The organism is Streptomyces sp. NPDC004658 (assembly GCF_040609555.1).
Taxonomy (GTDB): domain Bacteria; phylum Actinomycetota; class Actinomycetes; order Streptomycetales; family Streptomycetaceae; genus Streptomyces.
In genome coordinates, this window is sequence record NZ_JBEXKG010000075.1 from 1 (window position 1) to 21,765 (window position 21,765).

General features: G+C 73.0%; 18 protein-coding genes and 2 pseudogenes. 14 read left to right on the top strand and 6 right to left on the bottom strand.

Features of this window, described 5'->3' with window-relative positions; genetic code table 11:
• From ABZV94_RS23930 to ABZV94_RS23965, 8 genes are all read left to right on the top strand, one after another.
• Positions 1-1,734 (top strand): DNA translocase FtsK (locus tag ABZV94_RS23930; protein WP_356343420.1); only part of this gene is annotated, 1,734 nt, incomplete at its 5' end.
• A gap of 282 nt (positions 1,735-2,016) precedes the next feature.
• Positions 2,017-2,859 (top strand): RodZ domain-containing protein, encoded by an 843-nt coding sequence (locus tag ABZV94_RS23935; protein ID WP_356343422.1) that lies wholly within the window; start codon positions 2,017-2,019, stop codon positions 2,857-2,859.
• Between the two features lie 95 nt (positions 2,860-2,954).
• Positions 2,955-4,427, top strand: a complete 1,473-nt coding sequence (rimO, locus tag ABZV94_RS23940) for a 30S ribosomal protein S12 methylthiotransferase RimO (protein ID WP_356343425.1) — start codon at positions 2,955-2,957, stop codon at positions 4,425-4,427.
• On the top strand, positions 4,424-5,194 hold the full coding sequence (pgsA, locus tag ABZV94_RS23945) for a CDP-diacylglycerol--glycerol-3-phosphate 3-phosphatidyltransferase (protein ID WP_356343427.1): 771 nt from the start codon (positions 4,424-4,426) through the stop codon (positions 5,192-5,194). The genes rimO and pgsA overlap by 4 nt, the downstream gene beginning before the upstream one ends.
• Positions 5,191-5,736, top strand: a complete 546-nt coding sequence (locus tag ABZV94_RS23950; protein ID WP_356343430.1) for a CinA family protein — start codon at positions 5,191-5,193, stop codon at positions 5,734-5,736. Before pgsA ends, ABZV94_RS23950 begins: the two co-directional genes overlap by 4 nt.
• Before the next feature lie 109 nt (positions 5,737-5,845).
• On the top strand, positions 5,846-6,220 hold the full coding sequence (locus tag ABZV94_RS23955) for a helix-turn-helix transcriptional regulator (protein ID WP_014675397.1): 375 nt from the start codon (positions 5,846-5,848) through the stop codon (positions 6,218-6,220).
• A gap of 280 nt (positions 6,221-6,500) precedes the next feature.
• Positions 6,501-6,971, top strand: coding sequence for a DNA starvation/stationary phase protection protein (locus tag ABZV94_RS23960; protein ID WP_356343482.1), 471 nt, complete (start codon positions 6,501-6,503; stop codon positions 6,969-6,971).
• 156 nt (positions 6,972-7,127) lie between these two features.
• A complete protein-coding gene (locus ABZV94_RS23965) occupies positions 7,128-7,406 on the top strand; it encodes a hypothetical protein (protein WP_356343433.1) in 279 nt (92 codons plus the stop codon).
• On the opposite strand, the pseudogene ABZV94_RS23970 reads toward ABZV94_RS23965, so the two are convergent.
• The 3 genes and pseudogenes from ABZV94_RS23970 to ABZV94_RS23980 all read right to left on the bottom strand — a co-directional run bounded on the left by ABZV94_RS23970 (position 7,354) and on the right by ABZV94_RS23980 (position 14,230).
• Positions 7,354-8,117, bottom strand: a pseudogene (locus ABZV94_RS23970) (SDR family NAD(P)-dependent oxidoreductase). The gene ABZV94_RS23965 and the pseudogene ABZV94_RS23970 sit on opposite strands and share 53 nt — an antisense overlap.
• Positions 8,118-8,212: 95 nt before the next feature.
• Positions 8,213-9,058, bottom strand: coding sequence for a DNA-formamidopyrimidine glycosylase family protein (locus ABZV94_RS23975; RefSeq protein ID WP_356343435.1), 846 nt, complete (start codon positions 9,056-9,058; stop codon positions 8,213-8,215).
• Between the two features lie 105 nt (positions 9,059-9,163).
• Positions 9,164-14,230 carry an ATP-dependent helicase gene (locus ABZV94_RS23980; protein ID WP_356343437.1) on the bottom strand — a complete coding sequence of 1,689 codons (5,067 nt, stop codon included), beginning with the start codon at positions 14,228-14,230 and terminating at the stop codon, positions 9,164-9,166.
• Between the two features lie 332 nt (positions 14,231-14,562).
• Between ABZV94_RS23980 and ABZV94_RS23985 the strand changes: the two genes are divergently transcribed.
• The 3 genes from ABZV94_RS23985 to ABZV94_RS23995 are packed head-to-tail and all read left to right on the top strand — an operon-like array spanning position 14,563 to position 16,591.
• Positions 14,563-15,507, top strand: a complete 945-nt coding sequence (locus tag ABZV94_RS23985; RefSeq protein ID WP_356343439.1) for an AraC family transcriptional regulator — start codon at positions 14,563-14,565, stop codon at positions 15,505-15,507.
• A 23-nt stretch (positions 15,508-15,530) separates the two neighbouring features.
• Positions 15,531-16,286 carry an AzlC family ABC transporter permease gene (locus ABZV94_RS23990; RefSeq protein ID WP_356343442.1) on the top strand — a complete coding sequence of 252 codons (756 nt, stop codon included), beginning with the start codon at positions 15,531-15,533 and terminating at the stop codon, positions 16,284-16,286.
• Entirely contained in the window at positions 16,283-16,591 is a 309-nt protein-coding gene (locus tag ABZV94_RS23995) for an AzlD domain-containing protein (RefSeq protein WP_356343444.1), read from the top strand. The genes ABZV94_RS23990 and ABZV94_RS23995 overlap by 4 nt, the downstream gene beginning before the upstream one ends.
• Positions 16,592-16,770: 179 nt before the next feature.
• Here ABZV94_RS23995 and ABZV94_RS24000 read toward each other — a convergent pair whose 3' ends face one another.
• Positions 16,771-17,715 carry a hypothetical protein gene (locus ABZV94_RS24000; RefSeq protein WP_356343446.1) on the bottom strand — a complete coding sequence of 315 codons (945 nt, stop codon included), beginning with the start codon at positions 17,713-17,715 and terminating at the stop codon, positions 16,771-16,773.
• A gap of 80 nt (positions 17,716-17,795) precedes the next feature.
• On the opposite strand from ABZV94_RS24000, the gene ABZV94_RS24005 reads away from it, so the two are divergent.
• Together ABZV94_RS24005 and ABZV94_RS24010 are read left to right on the top strand one after the other, a co-directional pair.
• The gene (locus tag ABZV94_RS24005) at positions 17,796-17,990 is read left to right on the top strand and encodes a DUF3046 domain-containing protein (RefSeq protein WP_103817556.1); all 195 of its coding nucleotides are present in this window, start codon (positions 17,796-17,798) and stop codon (positions 17,988-17,990) included.
• Positions 17,991-18,124: 134 nt separating this feature from the next.
• Positions 18,125-19,375 (top strand): AI-2E family transporter, encoded by a 1,251-nt coding sequence (locus ABZV94_RS24010; RefSeq protein ID WP_356343484.1) that lies wholly within the window; start codon positions 18,125-18,127, stop codon positions 19,373-19,375.
• A 25-nt stretch (positions 19,376-19,400) separates the two neighbouring features.
• On the opposite strand, the pseudogene ABZV94_RS24015 reads toward ABZV94_RS24010, so the two are convergent.
• Positions 19,401-19,676, bottom strand: a pseudogene (locus ABZV94_RS24015) (hypothetical protein); the annotation flags it as partial.
• 181 nt (positions 19,677-19,857) lie between these two features.
• A complete protein-coding gene (locus tag ABZV94_RS24020) occupies positions 19,858-20,355 on the bottom strand; it encodes a hypothetical protein (RefSeq protein WP_356343448.1) in 498 nt (165 codons plus the stop codon).
• Between the two features lie 279 nt (positions 20,356-20,634).
• On the opposite strand from ABZV94_RS24020, the gene recA reads away from it, so the two are divergent.
• On the top strand, positions 20,635-21,765 hold the full coding sequence (recA, locus tag ABZV94_RS24025; protein WP_356343450.1) for a recombinase RecA: 1,131 nt from the start codon (positions 20,635-20,637) through the stop codon (positions 21,763-21,765).

The window sequence follows — 21,765 nt, forward strand, 5'->3', positions numbered from 1 at the left end:
GCCGTCCTGCACGGCATGCCGCCGTCCCCGCTCGTCGCCGACCTCACCCAGGGCGTCAGCGCCGGCGAGCGCGAGGACACCACCCCGGTGCCCGCGCCGGCGCCCGCCGCCGAACCCGCTCCCGCTCCCGCGCCGGTCCCGGCGGCCCGCCCCAAGCAGGAGAAGCTGACCACCGGATCCGTCCCGGACCTGACCAAGAAGGCCCCGGAGGTACCCCGCGAGCTGCCCGCGCGCGCGGAGCAGCTCCAGCTGTCCGGCGACATCACCTACGCGCTGCCCTCCCTGGACCTGCTCCAGCGCGGCGGCCCCGGCAAGGCCCGCAGCGCGGCCAACGACGCCGTCGTCGCCTCGCTCACCCAGGTCTTCACGGAGTTCAAGGTCGACGCGCGCGTCACCGGCTTCACCCGCGGTCCGACGGTCACCCGTTACGAGGTCGAACTCGGCCCCGCCGTGAAGGTCGAGCGGATCACCGCGCTGACCAAGAACATCGCGTACGCGGTGGCCAGCCCGGACGTGCGGATCATCAGCCCGATCCCCGGCAAGTCCGCGGTCGGCATCGAGATCCCGAACACCGACCGGGAGATGGTCAACCTCGGTGACGTCCTGCGGCTCGCGGAGTCCGCCGAGGACGACGACCCGATGCTGGTCGCCTTCGGCAAGGACGTCGAGGGCGGGTACGTCATGCACTCGCTGGCGAAGATGCCGCACATGCTGGTCGCCGGCGCCACCGGCTCCGGCAAGTCGTCCTGCATCAACTGCCTGATCACCTCGGTCATGATGCGGGCGACCCCGGAGGACGTCCGGATGATCCTGGTCGACCCCAAGCGCGTGGAGCTGACCGCCTACGAGGGCATCCCGCACCTGATCACGCCGATCATCACCAACCCCAAGCGGGCCGCCGAGGCCCTGCAGTGGGTGGTCCGCGAGATGGACCTGCGGTACGACGACCTGGCCGCCTACGGGTACCGGCACATCGACGACTTCAACCGCGCGGTGCGCGAGGGCAAGGTCAAGCCGCCCGAGGGCAGCGAGCGCGAGCTGCAGCCGTACCCGTACCTGCTGGTGATCGTGGACGAGCTGGCCGACCTCATGATGGTCGCCCCACGGGACGTCGAGGACGCGATCGTGCGCATCACCCAGCTCGCGCGCGCGGCCGGCATCCACCTGGTCCTCGCCACCCAGCGCCCGTCGGTCGACGTGGTCACCGGCCTGATCAAGGCCAACGTGCCCTCCCGGCTGGCGTTCGCCACCTCCTCACTGGCCGACTCCCGGGTCATCCTCGATCAGCCCGGCGCCGAGAAGCTGATCGGCAAGGGCGACGGCCTGTTCCTCCCGATGGGTGCGAACAAGCCGACGCGCATGCAGGGCGCGTTCGTGACCGAGGAGGAGGTCGCGGCCGTCGTCCGGCACTGCAAGGAGCAGATGGCGCCGGTCTTCCGGGACGACGTCACCGTGGGCGCCAAGCAGAAGAAGGAGATCGACGAGGACATCGGCGACGACCTCGACCTGCTGTGCCAGGCCGCCGAGCTGGTCGTCTCCACGCAGTTCGGCTCGACGTCCATGCTCCAGCGCAAGCTGCGCGTCGGCTTCGCCAAGGCCGGCCGGCTGATGGACCTCATGGAGTCCCGCAACATCGTGGGGCCGAGCGAGGGCTCCAAGGCGCGTGACGTGCTGGTGAAGCCCGACGAGCTGGACGGCGTGCTCGCCATGATCCGCGGGGAGTCGGAGGGGTGAGCGGCGAAGGGCCGTTCGGCGGACGCGGTTTACGCCGGGTGGCGGGATCGCCGTGACCCACCCGTTAGCGGGCGGCGGGCAACCGTTTCCCTTTGTCGTACGTCCAGTTGAGCGAAAGGACAGGTAGGCGTCCCATCATGGGGTACCAGCCTGTCAAACCATCGGATTGTCCGGCCATTCCGATGGCGCACAAATGTCCTACCGTCCGGTTGTCCTACCCTTTCGTCACCCCCCTAGACTGAGCTTCCAGCACAGGCGGCTACACGCTCGAAAGGCGCCCCCGTGTCCCTCGGCAACTCCCCTGAAGACGAGCGTCCGTTCCGAGACGAGTCCCAGGAAGCCCGACCCACCGTGGGCCGCGCGCTGCAGCAGGCGCGGATCGCGGCCGGGCTCACCGTGGACGACGTCAGCCGTGCCACTCGTGTCCGGATCGCCATCGTGCACGCCATCGAGGCGGACGACTTCGCCCCCTGCGGCGGCGACGTGTACGCCCGCGGGCACATCCGCACGCTGGCCCGGGCCGTCCACCTCGATCCCGAGCCGCTGATCGCCCAGTACGACGCCGAGCACGGCGGCCGGCCCGCGCCCACCCCCGCCGCACCCCTGTTCGAGGCGGAGCGGATCCGGCCCGAGCGGCGCGGCCCGAACTGGACCGCCGCGATGGTCGCCGCGATCGTCGTGGTGATCGGGTTCGTCGGGTTCACCGCGTTCAAGGGCGGCGGAGACGCCGGTGACGCGAAGTCCCAGGTCGCCGAGGGCCAGGAGCCCACCCCCGGCAAGTCCGCCTCACCCACGCCCAAGAAGGAGAAGCCCGCGGCGCCGACCGGCGAGCCCTCCGACAGCGCCATCGCCGCCGCGCCCCAGGACAAGGTCACCGTCCAGGTCAGCGCGCCCAACGGCCGCAGCTGGATCTCGGCCAAGGACCACAACGGCCGGATGCTCTTCGACGGGCTGCTGAAGAAGGGCGAGTCCAAGACCTTCCAGGACAGCTCCAAGATCAACCTGATCCTCGGCGACGCCGGTGCGATCGAGCTGTACGTCAACGGCAAGAAGATCGACGACAACTTCCGGCCCGGCGCGGTCGAGCGCCTCACCTACACGAAGGGCGACCCGGTGGCGGGCTGACGAGGGCCCCGGCGGGCGGAGGTGTGACGGAGTCGGCCACAATCGGCCAACCCCGTCGACGTGGGCTGTCAGTGAGACAAAGTAGTCTTGAGCCCATGCCTGAACGCCGTACCGTCGCACTCGTCACTCTCGGCTGCGCCCGTAACGAGGTGGATTCCGAGGAGCTCGCAGGCCGTTTGGAGGCGGACGGCTGGCAGCTCGTCGAGGACGCCGCGGACGCCGACGTCGCCGTGGTCAACACCTGTGGCTTCGTGGAGGCCGCCAAGAAGGACTCCGTCGACGCGCTGCTGGAGGCCAACGACCTCAAGGGCCACGGCAGAACCCAGGCCGTCGTGGCGGTGGGCTGCATGGCCGAGCGGTACGGCAAGGAGCTGGCCGAGGCGCTGCCCGAGGCCGACGGCGTCCTCGGCTTCGACGACTACACGAACATCTCCGACCGCCTGCAGACCATCCTGTCCGGCGGCATCCACGCCGCCCACACCCCGCGCGACCGGCGCAAGCTGCTGCCGATCAGCCCGGCCGAGCGCCAGGAGTCGGCGGCGTCCGTCGCGCTGCCCGGGCACGGCCCGGCCGACCTCCCGGAAGGCGTCGCGCCCGCCTCGGGTCCCCGTGCGCCGCTGCGCCGCCGTCTGGACGGCTCCCCGGTCGCCTCGGTCAAGCTCGCCTCGGGCTGCGACCGGCGCTGCTCCTTCTGCGCCATCCCCTCCTTCCGCGGCTCCTTCATCTCCCGCCGCCCCAGCGACGTCCTGAACGAGACCCGCTGGCTGGCCGAGCAGGGCGTGAAGGAGATCATGCTGGTCTCCGAGAACAACACCTCCTACGGCAAGGACCTCGGCGACATCCGCCTGCTGGACTCCCTGCTGCCGGAGCTGGCCGAGGTCGACGGCATCGAGCGGGTGCGGGTGAGCTACCTCCAGCCGGCCGAGATGCGCCCCGGGCTCATCGACGTCCTGACCTCCACCCCCAAGATCGCCCCGTACTTCGACCTGTCCTTCCAGCACTCCGCGCCCGGCGTGCTGCGCGCCATGCGCCGCTTCGGCGACACCGACCGCTTCCTGGAACTGCTCGACACCATCCGGAGCAAGGCCCCCGAGGCCGGCGTGCGCTCCAACTTCATCGTCGGCTTCCCCGGCGAGACCGAGTCCGACCTGGCCGAGCTGGAGCGCTTCCTGAACGGCGCCCGGCTGGACGCCATCGGCGTCTTCGGCTACTCGGACGAGGAGGGCACCGAAGCGGCGACCTACGACAACAAGCTGGACGAGGACGTCGTCGCCGAGCGCCTGGCCCACATCTCCCGGCTCGCCGAGGAACTCGTCTCGCAGCGCGCCGAGGAGCGCGTCGGCGAGACCGTCCACGTCCTGGTGGAGTCCGTGGACGAGGAGGAGGGCGTGCACGGCCGCGGCGCGCACCAGGCGCCGGAGACGGACGGCCAGGTGCTCCTCACGAGCGGCGCGGGCCTGAGCGTCGGACGTATGGTCGAGGCGAAGGTGGTCGGCACCGAGGGCGTCGACCTGGTGGCCGAGCCGCTGACCGGCTCGCTCGCGTGTAGTGAGGAGGCGGGCAGATGACCGGAGTCCCGGCATCCGCCGCGGGCGGCTCCTCCGGCGCGCAGGGCGCCCGGGGCTCCGCCGCCGCTGCCGACGGCGGAACCCCGTCCGAGGTCTCCGGTTCTGCTTCGGGTCCGGCCACGGCTCCCGAGGGCGGCAAGTCCCCGCGTGGCGCGAAGATCGCGGCCGCGGCCGTCAACCAGGCGAGCGTCTGGAACGTCGCCAATCTGCTGACGATGCTCCGGCTGCTCCTGGTGCCCGGCTTCGTGGCGCTGATGCTGGCCGGCGGCGGCTATGACCCGGCCTGGCGGTCCCTGGCCTGGGCCGCCTTCGCCATCGCCATGATCACCGACCTGTTCGACGGACATCTGGCGCGCACCTACAACCTGGTCACCGACTTCGGGAAGATCGCCGACCCCATCGCCGACAAGGCCATCATGGGTGCGGCGCTCATCTGTCTTTCCGCCCTCGGCGATCTGCCGTGGTGGGTGACGGCCGTCATCCTCGGCCGGGAACTCGGCATCACCCTGCTGCGTTTTCTGGTCATTCGCTACGGTGTGATCCCCGCCAGCCGGGGCGGCAAGCTGAAGACGCTCACCCAGGGCGTGGCCGTCGGGATGTACGTCCTGGCCCTGACCGGGTGGCTGGCCAGCCTGCGCTTCTGGGTGATGGCCGTGGCGGTCGTCCTCACCGTCGTCACGGGCCTCGACTACGTGAGACAAGCCATTGTGCTGCGCCGGCGGGGAATCGCCGAGCGCGCGGCAGCGTTGGAGGAGAAGGAAGCGTGAGTTCCCGGGCCACCGAACTGGTGCGACTACTGACCGTGAGGGGTGAGACCCTCGCCGTCGCGGAGTCGCTGACCGGTGGCCTGGTAGCGGCGGAGATCACCGGGGTACCCGGCGCCTCCCGGGTGTTCCGGGGCTCGGTCACCGCCTACGCCACCGAACTGAAGCATCGGCTGCTGGGCGTCGACGCCACCCTGCTGGACCAGAACGGAGCGGTGGATCCGCAGGTCGCGGGCCAGATGGCAGCCGGAGTCCGCAAGGCTCTGGGCGCCGACTGGGGCATCGCGACCACCGGCGTCGCCGGCCCCGATCCGCAGGACGGCAAGCCCGTCGGGACGGTCTTCGTGGCCGTCGACGGACCCCTCACCGCCCGGTCCGGTTCTGCCGGTGGCGGAAAAGTCGAGGCCCTGCGGTTGAACGGCAGCCGTGCGGAAATTCGTATGGAGAGTGTACGGAGCGTACTCGCAGTGCTCCTGGAGCAGCTTGCGGGCGAACAGACTGGGAATGAGCGGGCACAGGATACGGAACGGAACGGGGGGTTTTGATGTTTGCAGCCCTGAGTGAACACGACATCGCTCCCCGCACGGCCGCGGCGCAAGGCGGTACGGTGGGGCGAGAAGGATGCGGCTACGCGGTCCGAGGAGGGAGCCACCGATGATTCTGCTCCGTCGCCTGCTGGGTGACGTGCTGCGTCGGCAGCGCCAACGCCAGGGCCGTACTCTGCGCGAAGTCTCCTCGTCCGCCCGAGTCTCACTCGGCTATCTCTCCGAGGTGGAGCGGGGGCAGAAGGAGGCTTCCTCCGAGCTGCTCGCCGCCATCTGCGACGCGCTGGACGTACGGATGTCGGAACTGATGCGAGAGGTGAGCGACGAACTCGCGCTCGCCGAACTGGCCCAGTCCGCCCGGGCCACCGAGCCCGTGCCCACACCGGTCCGGCCGATGCTGGGTTCCGTGTCGGTGACCGGCGTGCCACCGGAACGGGTGACCATCAAGGCGCCCGCGGAAGCGGTGGACGTCGTCGCCGCGTGAGGTTCACGCGCGAGGTCGACGGTCCGGCACGAGTGCTGATCCATCCGATACCGGTGAGGCGGCCTGGACACGGGTGCGGTGACCCGGACGCGGTGTGGTGATCCGGATACGGGTGAAGCGACCGATACGTCTTGAGTCCCGGCCGGCTTCTCCAGGGAGACCTGGGAAGCCGGCCGGGGCTTTTTCGTCGCTTTCCACCCGATGGCGCCCGTTTGCCGGTGTTGTGTGGTGCGGTCATCGTGGGAGGGACATGACGGCGCCCGAACACCGGAGGAAGCGGATGTACGTCGTGAAGAGCCCGTTGGCCGACGGAGACCTGAAGACCGTGTCCGAGGCGCTCCAGGGCGCCCTCGTCGATCTGGTCGACCTCTCCCTGGTCGCCAAGCAGATCCACTGGAACATCGTCGGTCCGCGCTTCCGCTCCGTCCACCTCCAGCTGGACGAGGTGGTCGACTCCGCCCGCGCCCATATGGACACGGTGGCCGAGCGGGCCTCTGCGCTGGGCGTACCGCCCGACGGACGCGTCGGCACGGTCGCCTCCGGCAGCGGCATCAAGACCACGCCGGCCGGGTGGATCAAGGACGCGGACGCGGTCGGGGCGATGGTGGACGCACTGGGCTCGGTGATCACCCGGATGCGGGAGCGGGTCGAGGCGACCGGCGAGCCCGACCCGGTGTCCCAGGACCTCTTCATCGGGATCACCGCGGACCTGGAGAAGCACCACTGGATGTTCCAGGCGGAGAACGCGTAAGCCGTGTGGCCGGGGCCGGTCGGTGCCCTGTGCGGGAAGGCCGCTGTGAGCGCCGGGCGGACCGCTTGTCTCCCGGCGCTGCATCCGTGAGCCCTCGGTGCGCCTCCCGCGCGCTCGGGGCGGCGGTCTAGCGTCCGGCTGGAGGTGATGGCGGGCATGGCGGGACGGACAGTGCGCTGGGGGCTCGCGCTCGGCCTGGGAGCGGTGTGGTGGTGGGCCGTGCTGCGGCTTGCCGTGGGGGAGGGCTCGGGTGTGCTGGAAGGGGCCGTCGCCGCCGGTGGCTGGGGGCTGAGCCTGCTGCCCGTGCACTGTATGCCCAAGGGGCGCGCGACCGGCGCCGTGCGCCCGGGGCGCTGGGTGGCCGCCTGGCGGGCCGGGGACGTCACCAAGGCATCGCCGCACCCCCGTTCGGGCGAAGTATCCGACCCGTCATGAACGCCGACGCGTCCGACGCCAGATACAGCACCGCGTGCGCGACGTCGTCCGGTTCGCCGACCCTGCCCAGCGGGGTCATCCGGGTCATCGCGGCCTCGGTGTGCGCCCGCGCCTCGCGGTCGTGCCGGTCGGTCATCGGAGTGCGGATCCAGCCCGGTGCGACGGCGTCGACCCGGATGCCGTGCGGGCCGACCTCGGTGGCCAGCGTCTTGGTCAGCTGCACGACGGCCGCCTTCGCCGCGCCGTAGCAGAGCAGCCCGGCGCCGCCGGTGTCCACCGCGCCGGAGGCCATGGTGACGATGCTGCCGCGAGTCCGGCGGGCGAGCATCAGCCGGGCCGCCTCCTGGCAGGCGTGGAGGACCCCTTGAAGTTCACGTCCAGCACCCGGTCGAGGTCCTCGTCGCGGGTCTCCAGCACCGGGCTGCTGTGCATGATGCCGGCGATCGCCGCCAGCACGTCCAGCCGGCCGCAGGACCGGACCGCCTCGCCCAGCCGGCCCCGGTCGGTGACGTCGAGGACGTGGGCACGGGCCGTGCCGCTGCGGTCCTCGATCAGCGCGGCCGCGCCGTCGAGGCCGTCGGCGTCCCGGTCGGCACAGTGCACGGTCGCACCCGCCTCGGCCAGCAGTACGGCGGAGGCCCGCCCGATGCCACCGGCGGCCCCGGTGACGAAGGCGGTGCGTCCGCTGAGGTCGTACGCGGTGAGGGGCATGGAAGGGGTGAGGGACATGGAAGGACGGCAGGAGGATTTCTGACGGCCCGGATGACGGGTCGGACGGCGAGGCTTCCTACGGTCGGGCCGGGCGGTCAGCTGGTGCGGCGCGGGTACTTGTCGCGCCAGCGCTGGGGCGTGCCGGGCGCGGGGGCGGGGCCCGTCTGGCAGGTGGGGCACCAGTAGGTCGGGCGCTCCTGGGAGCCGTCGCCCTGGTCGGCCACCCGGACGGGGGTGTGACAGCGCAGGCACGGGCGGGGTGCGCGGCCGTAGACGAACAGGTCGTGCCGGTGCAGGCCGGTGGTCTGCCGGACCGGGCGGTCGCGGTTGGTCTCCAGCAGCCGCTTGGCCAGACCGGGCAGCTGCGCGGCGCGGTCCGCGGGGAGCGCCCCGGCCGGCAGCCAGGGGGTGACGCCGAGGAGGAAGCACAGCTCGCTCTTGTAGACGTTGCCGATGCCGGCCAGATTGCCCTGGTCCAGCAGGGCCTCGCCGAGCTCGCGGGCCGGGTCCGAGAGGACGTTGGCCAGAGCCCGCTCGGCATCCCAGTCCGGGCCGAGCAGGTCGGGACCGAGGTGGCCGACGACCCGCTCCTCCTCGGTCGTGCGCAGCAGCTCCAGGACCTGCAGCCGGTAGCCGACGGCCGTACGGTCGACGGTGCCGAGGACCGCCCGGATCTGGTACGCCGGTCCGCCCCGCCAGCGCTCGCCCGTGCCGTACACCTTCCACGCGCCCTCCATCCGCAGGTGGGTGTGCAGGGTGAGGCCGCCTTCGAACCGGGTGAGGAGGTGCTTGCCGCGCGGGATGGTGTTCAGCACCCTGCGGCCGGTCAGGTCGACCGTCGCGTACTTCGGCACGCGGAAGTCGCTGCGGGTCAGCGCCTTGCCCGCGAGGGCCTCGTGCAGCCGCCGCGCAGCCTGCCAGACCGTGTCACCTTCGGGCATGGGTCAAGGGTGCCAGGCCGGTCCCGTGCCGGTCATCTTGTCGGGCGGGCCAGGCGTCCGGCCCCGCGGCGGTCCCGTTGCCGGGCCTGCCGGACCTGCGCGGCCTCACGCTCTCAGGCGCAGGCCGCGCGGTGTCGCCACGAATCCCGCCGCCTCCAGGAGGGTGCCCATGGGGGAGGTCAGGGCCTGGGCGCCGTTGATCCGCTCGACCGTGACCGTGCCGAGTGAGCCCGCGCGGGCTGCCGCGGCCAGCGCCTCGGCGGCCGTACGCAGACGGGCGTCGTCCGTCGCGGCCGTGTCCGGCGCGGACGGCCAGGCCAGCAGCGTCTTGCCGCCGCGCTCCATGTACAGCGTCAGCTCGCCCTCCACCAGGACGACCAGCGACCCCGCCTTGCGGCCCGGCTTGTGCCCGGCCCCGGTCGGCGACTCCGGCCAGGGCAGCGCGGAGCCGTAGGCGTTCGCGGGATCGGCGGCGGCGAGGACCACGGCGCGGGGGTCGGGCGCGGCGGTGCCCGACCGACCGTAGCCGTGGCCGCGGTACGGGGACGCGCCGTACGCGGCCGAGCCGTAGGGGGTGGAACCGCCGCCGCGGGGGCCGCCGTAGCCGGGGGAGGCGAACGGGTCGGCGAGGTCGCGGGCTGCCGCGGGGGCGCCGTCGCCGCCGGGGTCCTGCGGTGGCCAGGTGAAGTCGCCGTCCAGACCGGGGTGACCGAAACCGCCCTCGGCTCCGTCGGAGGCGCCGGGGGGTGTGTGGCCGTGCGGGGTGCCGGTGGGGCTGCCGGGGCCGTCGGGCCCGTCGAACGGGTTGGGGAAGTCCGGCTCGGCGAAGCCGTCCACGGCATCGCGGGCGCCGAAGCCGTTCGCCCCGCCCGGGACGCCGAAGCCCTGCGGGCCGGCCGGGGTGGGCAGGCCCTCGGCTCGCTCTCGGGCGTTCGCCACCGCGCGGAGGCGGTCCACCGCGCCGTCCATGGCGAACTGGGCCGCGCCCAGTCCCTCGACCACGTACCCGCGCCGGGCCTGACCGCTGTCCTCGAACGCGGACAGCACCCGGTACACCGCCGAGAAGCCGCCCTCGACACCCTCGGCGGCGACCGCGCCCCGGGTGACCACGCCGTGCCGGTCCAGGAGCGTGCGGGCCAGCGCGTGCGCCCGCACCGTGGCGTCCGGCTCGGCCGCGGGCAGCAGGGACCAGCGTCCGGCGACGGTCGGCGGACCGGTGCGGGACGCGGTGCGCGCGGCGGCCGTCAGGGAGCCGTAGCGCCCGCGCGGGACGGCGCGCTTGGCCCGATGCGCGGTCGAGCCCGCCGTACGGCCCGAGCCGAGCAGGGAGCGCATCGGCGCCAGGGTGTCGTTGGTGAGCCGGCCCGACCAGGCCAGGTCCCACAGCGCGTCGGCCAGTTGCGGATCGGTGACGTCGGGGTGCGTGGTGGCGCGGACCTGGTCCGCGATCTGCCGGAAGAACAGGCCGTAGCCACCGGAGAGGGCGTCGAGGACCGACTGGTGGAGCGCGGTCGGCTCCAGCGGGTGCGGTGCGGGGAGCAGCAGCGGGGCCGCGTCCGCGAGATAGAGGGACACCCAGCCGTCCTTGCCGGGCAGGGCGCCCGCTCCGGCCCACACCACCTCGCCCGCGGCGGTCAGCTCGTCCAGCATCGAAGGCGTGTAGTTCGCCACCCGGGACGGCAGGACCAGCTTCTCCAGCGCGGAGGCCGGCACGGACGCACCCTGCAACTGCTCGACGGCCCGCACCAGTCCGTCGACGCCCCGCAGACCGTGCCCCTTGCCGATGTGCTGCCACTGCGGCAGGAACTGGGCCAGCGCGGCGGGCGGCACGGGCTCCAGCTCATGCCGCAGGGCCGCCAGGGAACGGCGGCGCAAACGGCGCAGCACGGCCGCGTCGCACCACTCCTGGCCGATGCCCGCCGGATGGAACTCGCCCTGCACGATCCGGCCGGCCGCGGCCAGGCGCTGCAGCGCACCCTCGGTGACCGCCACCCCCAGGCCGAACCGGGCCGCCGCGGTGGCCGACGTGAACGGGCCGTGGGTACGGGCGTACCGCGCGAGGAGGTCGCCCAGCGGGTCTTTGACGGGCTCGGTGAACGCCTCGGGCACACCGACCGGCAGCGCCGTGCCGAGCGCGTCGCGCAGCCGGCCCGCGTCCTCGACGGCCGCCCAGTGGTCGGTGCCCGCGATCCGCACCTTGATCGCCCGGCGGGCCCCGGCCAGCTCCCTCGCCCACTGCGCGTCCGCACCCCGCGCGACCAGCTCCACGTCGGTCAGCGGGCCGAGCAGCCGGAGCACGTCGGCGACGCCCTCGACGTCCTTGACCCGGCGGTCCTCGGTGAGCCACTGCAGCTCGCGCTCCAGCTCGGTCAGCACCTCCGCGTCGAGCAGTTCGCGCAGCTCCGCCTGGCCCAGCAGCTCGGCCAGCAGCCGCGAGTCCAGCGACAGCGCGGCGGCGCGCCGCTCGGCCAGCGGGGAGTCGCCCTCGTACAGGAACTGGGCGACGTACCCGAAGAGCAGGGAACGGGCGAACGGAGACGGTTCCGGCGTGGTCACCTCGACCAGGCGCACCTTGCGGGACTCGATGTCGCCCATCAGCTCGACCAGCCCGGGGACGTCGAAGACGTCCTGGAGGCATTCGCGGACCGCCTCCAGGACGATCGGGAACGAGCCGAACTCGCTCGCCACCTGGAGCAGCTGCGCCGCCCGCTGGCGCTGCTGCCACAGCGGGGTGCGCTTGCCGGGATTGCGGCGCGGCAGCAGCAGCGCGCGGGCGGCGCACTCCCGGAACCGGGAGGCGAACAGCGCCGAGCCGCCGACCTGGTCGGTGACGATCTGGTCGACCTCGCCCTTGTCGAAGGCGACGTCGGCGGCGCCGACCGGGGCCTGGTCGCCGTCGACCGCCGTGTCGAGGGGGGTGCCGGCCTTCACGGGCTCCTGGTCGAGCAGGTCAAGGCCCATCAGGTCGGCGTCGGGCAGGCGCAGCACGATGCCGTCGTCGGCGTGCATGACCTGCGCGTCCATGCCGTACCGCTCGGACAGGCGGGCGCCGAGGGCGAGGGCCCAGGGGGCGTGGACCTGGGCGCCGAACGGCGAGTGGACGACGACCCGCCAGTCGCCCAGCTCGTCGCGGAACCGCTCCACGACGATCGTGCGGTCGTCCGGGACGTGGCCGCAGGCCTCGCGCTGCTCGTCCAGGTACGACAGCACGTTGTCCGCCGCCCACGCGTCCAGGCCCGCCGCCAGCAGCCGCAGCCGGGCGTCGTCCTTGGGCAGCGAGCCCACCTCGCGCAGGAACGCGCCCACGGCCCGGCCCAGCTCCAGCGGCCGGCCCAGCTGGTCGCCCTTCCAGAAGGGCAGCCGGCCCGGCACGCCCGGCGCGGGCGAGACCAGGACCCGGTCGCGCGTGATGTCCTCGATCCGCCAGGAACTCGTGCCCAGCGTGAAGACGTCCCCCACGCGGGACTCGTACACCATCTCCTCGTCCAGTTCGCCGACCCGGCCGCCGCCCTTCTTGGGGTCGGAGCCGGCGAGGAAGACGCCGAACAGGCCGCGGTCCGGGATCGTGCCGCCGGAGGTGACGGCGAGGCGCTGGGCACCGGGGCGGCCGGTGATCTCGCCGGTGACGCGGTCCCACACCACGCGCGGGCGCAGCTCCGCGAACGCGTCCGACGGATAGCGGCCCGCCAGCATGTCCAGCGTCGCGGTGAACGCCGACTCGGGCAGCGAGGCGAACGGGGCGGCGCGGCGGACCACGGCGAGCAGGTCGTCGAACTGCCAGGTGTCCAGCGCCGTCATCGCGACCAGCTGCTGCGCGAGCACGTCGAGCGGGTTCGCGGGCACCTTCAGCGACTCGATCGCGCCCGTGCGCATCCGCTCGGTGACCACGGCCGCCTGGACGAGGTCGCCCCGGTACTTCGGGAAGACGACACCGGTGGAGACGGCGCCGACCTGGTGTCCCGCGCGGCCCACCCGCTGCAGACCGGAGGCGACCGACGGCGGGGACTCGACCTGGACCACCAGGTCCACGGCACCCATGTCGATGCCGAGTTCGAGGCTGGAGGTGGCCACCACCGCGGGCAGCCGCCCGGCCTTGAGGTCCTCCTCGACGAGGGCGCGCTGCTCCTTGGAGACCGAGCCGTGGTGCGCACGGGCGATCACCGGCGGCGCGCCCTGGGCCGCGCCGGATCCGCCCATCAGCTGGGCGGGGGAGTGGTGCTCGTCCAGGGGCTCGCCGGTGGCCCGCTCGTACGCGATCTCGTTGAGCCGGTTGCACAACCGCTCCGCCAGACGACGGGAGTTGGCGAACACGATCGTGGACCGGTGGGCCTGCACCAGGTCGGCGATCCGCTCCTCCACGTGCGGCCAGATCGAGGGCCGCTCCCCGCCCTCGGAGGCGTCGGCGGCCGGGGCGCCCGCCAGCTCGCCCATGTCCTCGACCGGGACGACCACGGAGAGGTCGAACTCCTTGCCCGACTCGGGCTGGACGATCTCCACCTTGCGGCGCGGGGAGAGATACCGGGCCACCTCGTCCACCGGGCGCACGGTCGCCGACAGGCCGATCCGGCGGGCGGGCTCGGGCAGCAGTTCGTCCAGCCGCTCCAGGGAGAGCGCGAGGTGCGCGCCGCGCTTGGTGCCGGCGACCGCGTGCACCTCGTCCAGGATCACCGTCTCCACGCCCGTGAGCGCGTCACGCGTGGACGACGTCAGCATCAGGAACAGCGACTCGGGGGTGGTGATCAGGATGTCCGGCGGGCGGGTGGACAGGGCGCGGCGCTCGGCGGCCGGGGTGTCGCCGGAGCGGATGCCGACCCTGACCTCCGGCTCGGGCAGGCCCAGCCGCACGGACTCCTGGCGGATACCGGTCAGCGGGCTGCGCAGATTGCGCTCGACGTCGACCGCCAGGGCCTTCAGCGGGGACACGTACAGCACCCGGCAGCGCTTCTTCGGGTCGGCCGGGGGCGGGGTCGAGGCCAGCTGGTCGAGGGCGGCGAGGAACGCGGCCAGCGTCTTGCCGGAGCCGGTCGGGGCGACCACCAGCACGTCCGAGCCCTCACGGATGGCCTGCCACGCACCCGCCTGGGCCGCGGTGGGCGCGGAGAAGGCCCCCGTGAACCAGCCGCGGGTCGCGGGCGAGAAGCCGTCGAGGGCTCGGTGTGCGGAGCTGACCATGCGTCCATCCTGCACCCACCCACTGACAATCGCCGTGACCTGCGCAAACGCGGCACCGCACCGGCCGGCGGTCGCCGGTCGGCCCGCCGCGGGCGAGCACGGGACATGTGGCGCGGGGCGGCGAGGGGGATGGTCCGGTGGCAGGGCGGCGGGGTGGGCGCGCTCGAGACCGGACGGGAGCGCCACGGTGGCGAGGGCCGGTACCGGCCGTGGCCGAACCGCGAAGGGGCGGGGCGAGCCCTGCCCCGGTCGCGCCCCGTACGGCGGCCGTGCGGGGCCGGGCCGGGTCGACCGGGGTCGGCGGGCCGGCCGGGCGGGCGGACAATGGGCTCATGGCGGGTTCAGGGGAGCGGGCACGGCACTGGCGGTACGCGGAGCTGCCCGGCGTCGACCTGCTGCGGGCCCGCTACATCCGCAAGACCTTCGTCCGGCACACCCACGAGAACTTCGTGATCGCGGCCATCGCCGACGGTGTCGAGGTCTTCCACCACCGCGGCTCCGACGTCTCCGCGGGTGCGGGAGCGCTCGCTCTCATCAACCCGGACACCCCGCACACCGGCCGGGCCGGGGTCCCCGAGGGCTGGCGGTACGGTGCCCTGTACCCGTCACCGGACGTGGTCGCCGCGATAGCAGCCGAGACCACCACCCTCCGGGGCACGCCGGGCTTCGTCAGCCCCGTCCTCGACGACCCCTACACCGCCCGTCTGGTGCACCAGGTGCTGCGCGCCGCCGAGGAGGGCAACGCGCTGGCCGCCGACACGCTCCTGCGGGTCGCCGTCACCAGGCTGCTGCGGCTGAACGGCGGCCCCCTGCCCCAGCGGCGGCTCCGGACGGCCGGCGCGCGGATCGCGGCACGCGCGCGTGCGGTGCTGGAGGAGCGGATGGCCGATCCACCGACCCTGGAACAGCTGGCCGCCGACCTCGGGACCAGCCCGTTCGCCCTGCTGCGGGCGTTCCGCGACGCCTACGGCATGCCGCCGCACACCTGGCTGACCGACGCCCGTGTGCGCCACGCGCGGCTGCTGCTGGACGCGGGGACGACCCCCGCCGAGGCGGCCGTCGCCGTCGGCTTCACCGACCAGCCCCACCTCAACCGGCACTTCGCCCGGATCGTCGGCGTGGCCCCGGGCGCGTACCAGCGCGAGCACGCCGGCCCCGGCGGGCGCAGGAGGCCGGCGGAGCGCACCGAGCCGGCGAGCCGCCCTGGTCCGCGGCGCGCTGGTCCGGGGGAGCGGGCCGGGCTGGTGGAGCGCAAGAACGTACAAGACGCGGGCTGACGGCCGCCCGTACCGTCCGGGGCGTGGCACAGCACATAGCACTCACGAACCAGACCGCCGACGGCACGGACAAGCCGGACGCGGCCGTCGTACGGGACGCCCTCGGGGTCGGCGTCGCCGTGGGCGTGTCCGGATTCGCCTTCGGAGTGACCTCGGCCGGCAGCGGACTCGGGCTGCTCCAGACCTGCGCGCTCAGCCTCCTGGTGTTCACCGGCGCCTCCCAGTTCGCGCTGGTCGGAGCTCTCGCCGCCGGGGGCAACCCGTTCACGGCCGCCGCAGGCGCCTTCTTCCTCGGCGTGCGCAACGCCTTCTACGGGCTGCGGCTGTCACAGCTTCTCGCGCTCCCGCGCGCGGTACGACCGTTCGCCGCGCAGTGGGTGATCGACGAGACCACCGCGGTGACCCTGGCCCAGCCGAACCGGCGGGCCGCGCGGCTGGGCTTCACCGTCACCGGGCTCAGCCTGTACGTGCTGTGGAACCTCACCACACTGCTCGGTGCCCTGGGAGCCCGGGCGATCGGCGACACGCGCGCGTGGGGCCTGGACGCGGCGGGGCCGGCCGTGTTCCTGGCGCTGCTCGCCCCGATGCTGAAGACGGCCACCGAGCGCGCGGTCGCCGGCCTCGCCGTCCTGCTCGGCCTCGGTCTGCTGCCCGTCCTGCCGGCCGGTGTGCCGGTGCTGGTGGCGGCGCTGGCGGCCCCGCTGGCGCTCTTCGCGGAGGGCCGGCGCGGGAGCCGTACCCGACAGGAGGAGCTGGACGGCTCGGAGGAGGAGCGGTGAACACCTGGATCGCGATCGGCGTGACCGCCCTCGGCTGCTACGCCGTCAAGCTCGCCGGCCTGCTGGTTCCGGCGCACGCTGTGGAGCGGCCGTACGTGCGGCGGCTGGCCGCCCTGCTGCCGGTCGCCCTGCTCGCCGCGCTCACGGCCCAGCAGACGTTCGCCGACGGGCACGCACTCGTACTGGACGCCCGGGCCGCCGGACTCGGCGCGGCGGCTGTGGCGCTCGTGCTGCGCGCGCCGTTCCTGCTGGTCGTCGCCGCGGCCGTGGCGGTGACGGCGGGAGTGCGGGCCTTCGGCGGGTGAGGGAGAGTGTCCGCGGGCGTGCGGGCCGACGGCGGGTGAGGCGGACTGTCGGCGGAGCGGCGGGCGGGGGAGGCGGCCAGCCGGGGGCCGGTGCCCGTCCGGCGGGTGAGGCGGCCGGTGGGGGTGTGCGGGCCGGGCCCGTCCAGCGGCGGGCGGACCCGGCCCGCTCACCGGGCGGCTCAGCCCACGAAGCGGCCGTAGGCCCGCAGCGTGCACAGGGCGTCGATCGTCACCAGGGAGCGCGCCTCCAGGGCGGGCGCCGGGGCCCAGCGGCGCCACCGGACCGGCCAGCCGCCGTCCTCCTCCTGCTCGGCGGCCAGGTGGTCCAGCGAGCGTGTCATCTCGTCGTCCGTGAACCACGCGCGCGCGAGCGAGTCCGGGCTCCGGGCGAAGTCGTGCGGGAAGTGGTGCTCGCCCGGGGCATAGCCGGACGCGACCGGGAACGCGTCGAGCCGGTCCGGGTCCAGCGCGGCGAGCCGCTGCTCCCGCACCAGGCGGCCCAGCCGTTCGGCCGCGGCCTGCGCGCGCGGGCGGTCCGCAGCGGAGTCCAGGAAGGTCACGGCGGCCTGCACCTCGTAGGGGTGCGACTTCTCCAGGGACTCCACCGCCTGCCAGCAGAAGTCGGTGGCCCGGAACAGCCAGGCGTGCCACACCTCGTTGCGGTGCAGCAGCCCGACCACCGGCCCGGTGGCCAGCAGGTCGCTGGGCGGGTCGTCGACCACCGGGACGAACGGCGCCGTCGGATACCCGCGCTGACTGGGATGGATCGCCGGCAGGGCACCGTCCGGGGTGGAGACGGAGGTCAGGTAGCGGCACACGCGCTCCACCCGCTGACCGCCGCAGCGTCCGATGGCGTCCAGCACGCGCAGGGCGCGCGCGGTGTGCAGGGGCTGGCTGACCGGTCCGCGCAGATCCGGCTCCAGAGCGTGCCCGTAGCCGCCGTCCTCGTTGCGGTAGGCGTCCAGGGCCGCTTCCACCGCCTCCGGGCTGCCGCGCAGGAAGTGGTACGCGAAGAGGTGCTGCTCCAGCACGCGCGCGGTGAGCCACACGAACTGTTCGGCGCGGAAGAGCGGGGAACGCGCCGGGGGCGTGGAGGGGAGCGGGGGAACTCCTGATTCGGCCATGCGTCAGACCGTAGGACGGAAAGCGGTCTCGGCAGGCGCTCCCGGGCAGGGCCCACCCCCAGGGGCGGGATACTGGAGTCATGCGGTTGACGGTCTTCTGGCAGCGGATGGCGGAACACTTCGGTCCGGGGTACGCCGACACCTTCGCGCGCGATCACGTCATGTCGGAGCTGGGCGGACGCACGGTGAACCAGGCGCTCGACGCCGGCTGGGAGGCCAAGGACGTGTGGCGCGTGGTCTGCGCGGTGATGGACGTGCCGGGCGAGAAGCGCTGATCAGTCGGCCGGATGCCGGATTTGCCGGTGGAGAAGTCGACAGTACGGCACTGATCTGTCACGAAGATCGCCGTGGGGCACCGGTTGTCGGTGGCGTGGGTGAGACTGGGCGCGTGGCACCGAACGAGGACCCCCTGGCACCCGCTCCCGAGGACGGCGAACCGTCCGCCGGGCAGGCAGCACCGGCCGCTACGACCCCGCCCGGCCGGCCTCCGGTCTCCGGCGCCGTCGCTCCGGGCGGCCGGATGCCGCGCTGGCTGCCGCGCGCCATGGTGCTCGCGCTCGCGTTGATCGCCGCGTTCCAGCTCGGCAGCTGGGCCTTCCACCAGCTGACCGGACTCTTGATCAACATATTGATCGCGTTCTTCCTGGCCCTCGCGATCGAGCCCGCGGTGAGCCGGATGGCGGCCCGTGGCATGCGCAGGGGGCTCGCCACCTTCCTGGTCTTCCTCGGGTTGACCGTCTTCGCCGCCGGATTCGTCACCTTGCTCGGGTCCATGCTGGCCGGCCAGATCATCAAGATGATCGAGGGATTCCCGGATTACCTCGACTCGCTCATCCACTGGATCAACCAGACCTTCCACACCGACCTCAGAAGGGTGGACGTCCAGGAGGGGCTGCTCCACTCCGACTGGCTGCGCAAGTACGTGCAGAACAGCGCGGCCGGAGTCCTGGACGTCTCCGCCCAGGTCCTCGGCGGGCTCTTCCAGCTGCTGACGGTCGCGCTGTTCTCGTTCTACTTCGCCGCCGACGGCCCCCGGCTGCGGCGCGCCCTGTGCTCGGTCCTGCCACCCGCACGCCAGGCCGAGGTGCTGCGCGCCTGGGAGATCGCCGTCGACAAGACGGGCGGCTACCTGTACTCGCGCGGCCTCATGGCGCTCATCTCCGGCATCGCCCACTACATCCTGCTCGAGGCCCTCGCTGTGCCGTACGCGCCCGTGCTCGGCGTCTGGGTGGGCCTGGTCTCGCAGTTCATCCCCACCATCGGCACCTACCTCGCGGGCGCGCTGCCGATGCTGATCGCGTTCACCGTCAACCCCTGGTACGCGCTCTGGGTGCTGATCTTCGTCGTGATCTACCAGCAGTTCGAGAACTACATGCTCCAGCCGAAGCTGACCGCGAAGACGGTCGACGTCCACCCGGCGGTCGCCTTCGGCTCGGTCGTCGCGGGCACCGCGCTGCTGGGCGCGGTCGGCGCGCTGATCGCCATCCCGGCGGTGGCCACGCTGCAGGCGTTCCTGGGGGCGTACGTGAAGCGGTACGCCGTCACGGACGACCCCCGGGTGCACGGGCGCCGCGGCAGTGGTTCGGACGGGCCGGGGATGCTCACGCGCGTGCGCCGGTCCTGGGCCGGCCGTCGCTCCGGCGGGGAACAGCGGCCGTAGCCCGCCTGCGCGCTGCCGCGCCGCCTCAGTACGTCAGCACCGCCCACCCGGCGGCCACGGCGACGGCCGCCGTGCAGCAGACCGCCGCCACGGCCACGATCCGCCGGCGTGTCCGCTCGCTCCACGGCGTACGGCACAACAGCCGGGCCAGCAGGGGCAGCACGAGCACCGCGTGCAGGCTCACCCCGTGCGGTGGCTTGAGCGGGGCCGTCGAGCGATAGGCCGCCTCCTGGTGGCCGCTCCGCGTCAGGACGACCCCGCGCGCGACCATCGCCGCACCGGAGGCCAGCCCGATCAGCAGGGCGCCCGGAAGCCTTGAGGCCCATGATGAACCCGCGTGCTGCCGTCGACCGAACACCACCAGGTGGACGAGGCCGGACAGGACGAGAAGCAGCCCCGTCGCGTGACAGAGGCCCGGTCCGCGTGGTCGTCGTCCGGCCGGAGACACCCGCGGTACGCCGGCGGGAGCGGTCCGGCCCGTGTCACAGGTGGTCGAAGAACCGGGTCCACCAGGTCGCGTTGCCCTCGTCGGCGAGCCAGGTCACACCGTCGTACGGCCGGTGGAGCAGCCGCGGGGCGACCAGCCGGTAGCCCAGGTCCGACAGGGCGGCCGTGATCCGGTCGCGGTCCGCTCCCGACAGAGCTCCGTCGCGCACGGCGTCGTCGAGGTCGTCGTGGCTGCAGAGCGCCGGCGTGGTGACCACCGCCAGATCGCCGTAGTTGCTCAGCCGCACGGCGATGAGCATCCCGGCCCCGGTCGCCTCGGCCGGGACGTCCACGGAGAAGGAGAAGCTCGCGTCCTGGATGCCCTCGTCGAGCCGGCAGGGGCGGCCGAAGTCCTGGGTGAGCCGGTCCCGCAGCCTCGCCGCCCGGAGCCGGGCCGCGGCGCGGTCGAAGCCGTCGGGGTGCTCCAGGTGATGCGGTCCGGGCAGTCTGTCCAGGGCGTGCAACAGGGCCGGCGTCCGGTCGTCGTCGTTCATCTCCGCCCACCTTACGGAAGCCCTGGTCCCTGTCCGGCGGGAGTCGGGGCCCGCCCCACCGGAGCCCCGGCCGGTGCCGTGTGGCGCGCTTGACACAAAAATCGAACATCCATTCTTATGGGGGCTCAGGCGAGGCTTCGGTGGGGGATTTCGCCCCGATTCGCGGGTAGATGTCCCTCGGTTATCCACAGGCTGGGCCTGCGTCGGGGCGCATTGTCAGTGGCAGGCGTTAGCGTCTTTGACGTGAAGCGATCGACTCAAGCAAACCGGGTGGAACCCATGGCAGGAACCGACCGCGAGAAGGCGCTCGACGCCGCGCTCGCACAGATTGAACGGCAATTCGGCAAAGGCGCGGTCATGCGCATGGGCGAGCGGTCGAAGGAGCCCATCGAGGTCATCCCGACCGGGTCGACCGCCCTCGACGTCGCCCTCGGCGTAGGTGGCCTGCCGCGCGGCCGTGTCGTGGAGATCTACGGACCGGAGTCCTCCGGTAAGACGACCCTGACCCTGCACGCCGTGGCGAACGCGCAGAAGGCCGGCGGCCAGGTCGCCTTCGTGGACGCCGAGCACGCCCTCGACCCCGAGTACGCGCGCAAGCTCGGCGTCGACATCGACAACCTGATCCTGTCCCAGCCGGACAACGGCGAGCAGGCCCTGGAGATCGTGGACATGCTGGTCCGCTCCGGTGCCCTGGACCTCATCGTCATCGACTCCGTCGCCGCGCTCGTCCCGCGCGCGGAGATCGAGGGCGAGATGGGCGACAGCCACGTGGGTCTGCAGGCCCGCCTGATGAGCCAGGCGCTGCGGAAGATCACCAGCGCGCTCAACCAGTCCAAGACCACCGCGATCTTCATCAACCAGCTCCGCGAGAAGATCGGCGTGATGTTCGGCTCCCCGGAGACCACGACGGGTGGCCGGGCGCTGAAGTTCTACGCCTCGGTGCGTATCGACATCCGCCGCATCGAGACCCTGAAGGACGGCACGGAGGCGGTCGGCAATCGCACGCGCTGCAAGGTCGTCAAGAACAAGGTCGCGCCGCCCTTCAAGCAGGCCGAGTTCGACATCCTCTACGGCCAGGGCATCAGCCGCGAGGGCGGTCTGATCGACATGGGTGTGGAGCACGGCTTCGTGCGCAAGGCCGGCGCCTGGTACACGTACGAGGGCGACCAGCTCGGCCAGGGCAAGGAGAACGCGCGCAACTTCCTCAAGGACAACCCCGACCTGGCCAACGAGATCGAGAAGAAGATCAAGGAGAAGCTGGGCGTGGGCGTCCGTCCGGAGGAGCCCGCCGCCGAGCCGGGCGCCGACGCGGCGGTCACCACCACGGCGGCCGACGACCCCGCCAAGTCGGTACCCGCCCCGGCAGCCGCCAAGGCCACCAAGCCCAAGGCCGCCGCAGCCAAGAGCTGA

What these genes read in the sequence shown, in the direction of transcription:
- rimO (WP_356343425.1), top strand. Translation starts at nt 2,955, where the DNA reads ATGCCTGAACGCCGTACCGTCGCACTCGTCACTCTCGGCTGCGCCCGT.
- pgsA (WP_356343427.1), top strand. Translation starts at nt 4,424, where the DNA reads ATGACCGGAGTCCCGGCATCCGCCGCGGGCGGCTCCTCCGGCGCGCAG.
- ABZV94_RS23955 (WP_014675397.1), top strand. Translation starts at nt 5,846, where the DNA reads ATGATTCTGCTCCGTCGCCTGCTGGGTGACGTGCTGCGTCGGCAGCGC.
- ABZV94_RS23960 (WP_356343482.1), top strand. Translation starts at nt 6,501, where the DNA reads ATGTACGTCGTGAAGAGCCCGTTGGCCGACGGAGACCTGAAGACCGTG.
- ABZV94_RS23965 (WP_356343433.1), top strand. Translation starts at nt 7,128, where the DNA reads ATGGCGGGACGGACAGTGCGCTGGGGGCTCGCGCTCGGCCTGGGAGCG.
- ABZV94_RS23975 (WP_356343435.1), bottom strand. Translation starts at nt 9,058, where the DNA reads ATGCCCGAAGGTGACACGGTCTGGCAGGCTGCGCGGCGGCTGCACGAG.
- ABZV94_RS23980 (WP_356343437.1), bottom strand. Translation starts at nt 14,230, where the DNA reads ATGGTCAGCTCCGCACACCGAGCCCTCGACGGCTTCTCGCCCGCGACC.
- ABZV94_RS23985 (WP_356343439.1), top strand. Translation starts at nt 14,563, where the DNA reads ATGGCGGGTTCAGGGGAGCGGGCACGGCACTGGCGGTACGCGGAGCTG.
- ABZV94_RS24000 (WP_356343446.1), bottom strand. Translation starts at nt 17,715, where the DNA reads ATGGCCGAATCAGGAGTTCCCCCGCTCCCCTCCACGCCCCCGGCGCGT.
- ABZV94_RS24005 (WP_103817556.1), top strand. Translation starts at nt 17,796, where the DNA reads ATGCGGTTGACGGTCTTCTGGCAGCGGATGGCGGAACACTTCGGTCCG.
- ABZV94_RS24020 (WP_356343448.1), bottom strand. Translation starts at nt 20,355, where the DNA reads ATGAACGACGACGACCGGACGCCGGCCCTGTTGCACGCCCTGGACAGA.
- recA (WP_356343450.1), top strand. Translation starts at nt 20,635, where the DNA reads ATGGCAGGAACCGACCGCGAGAAGGCGCTCGACGCCGCGCTCGCACAG.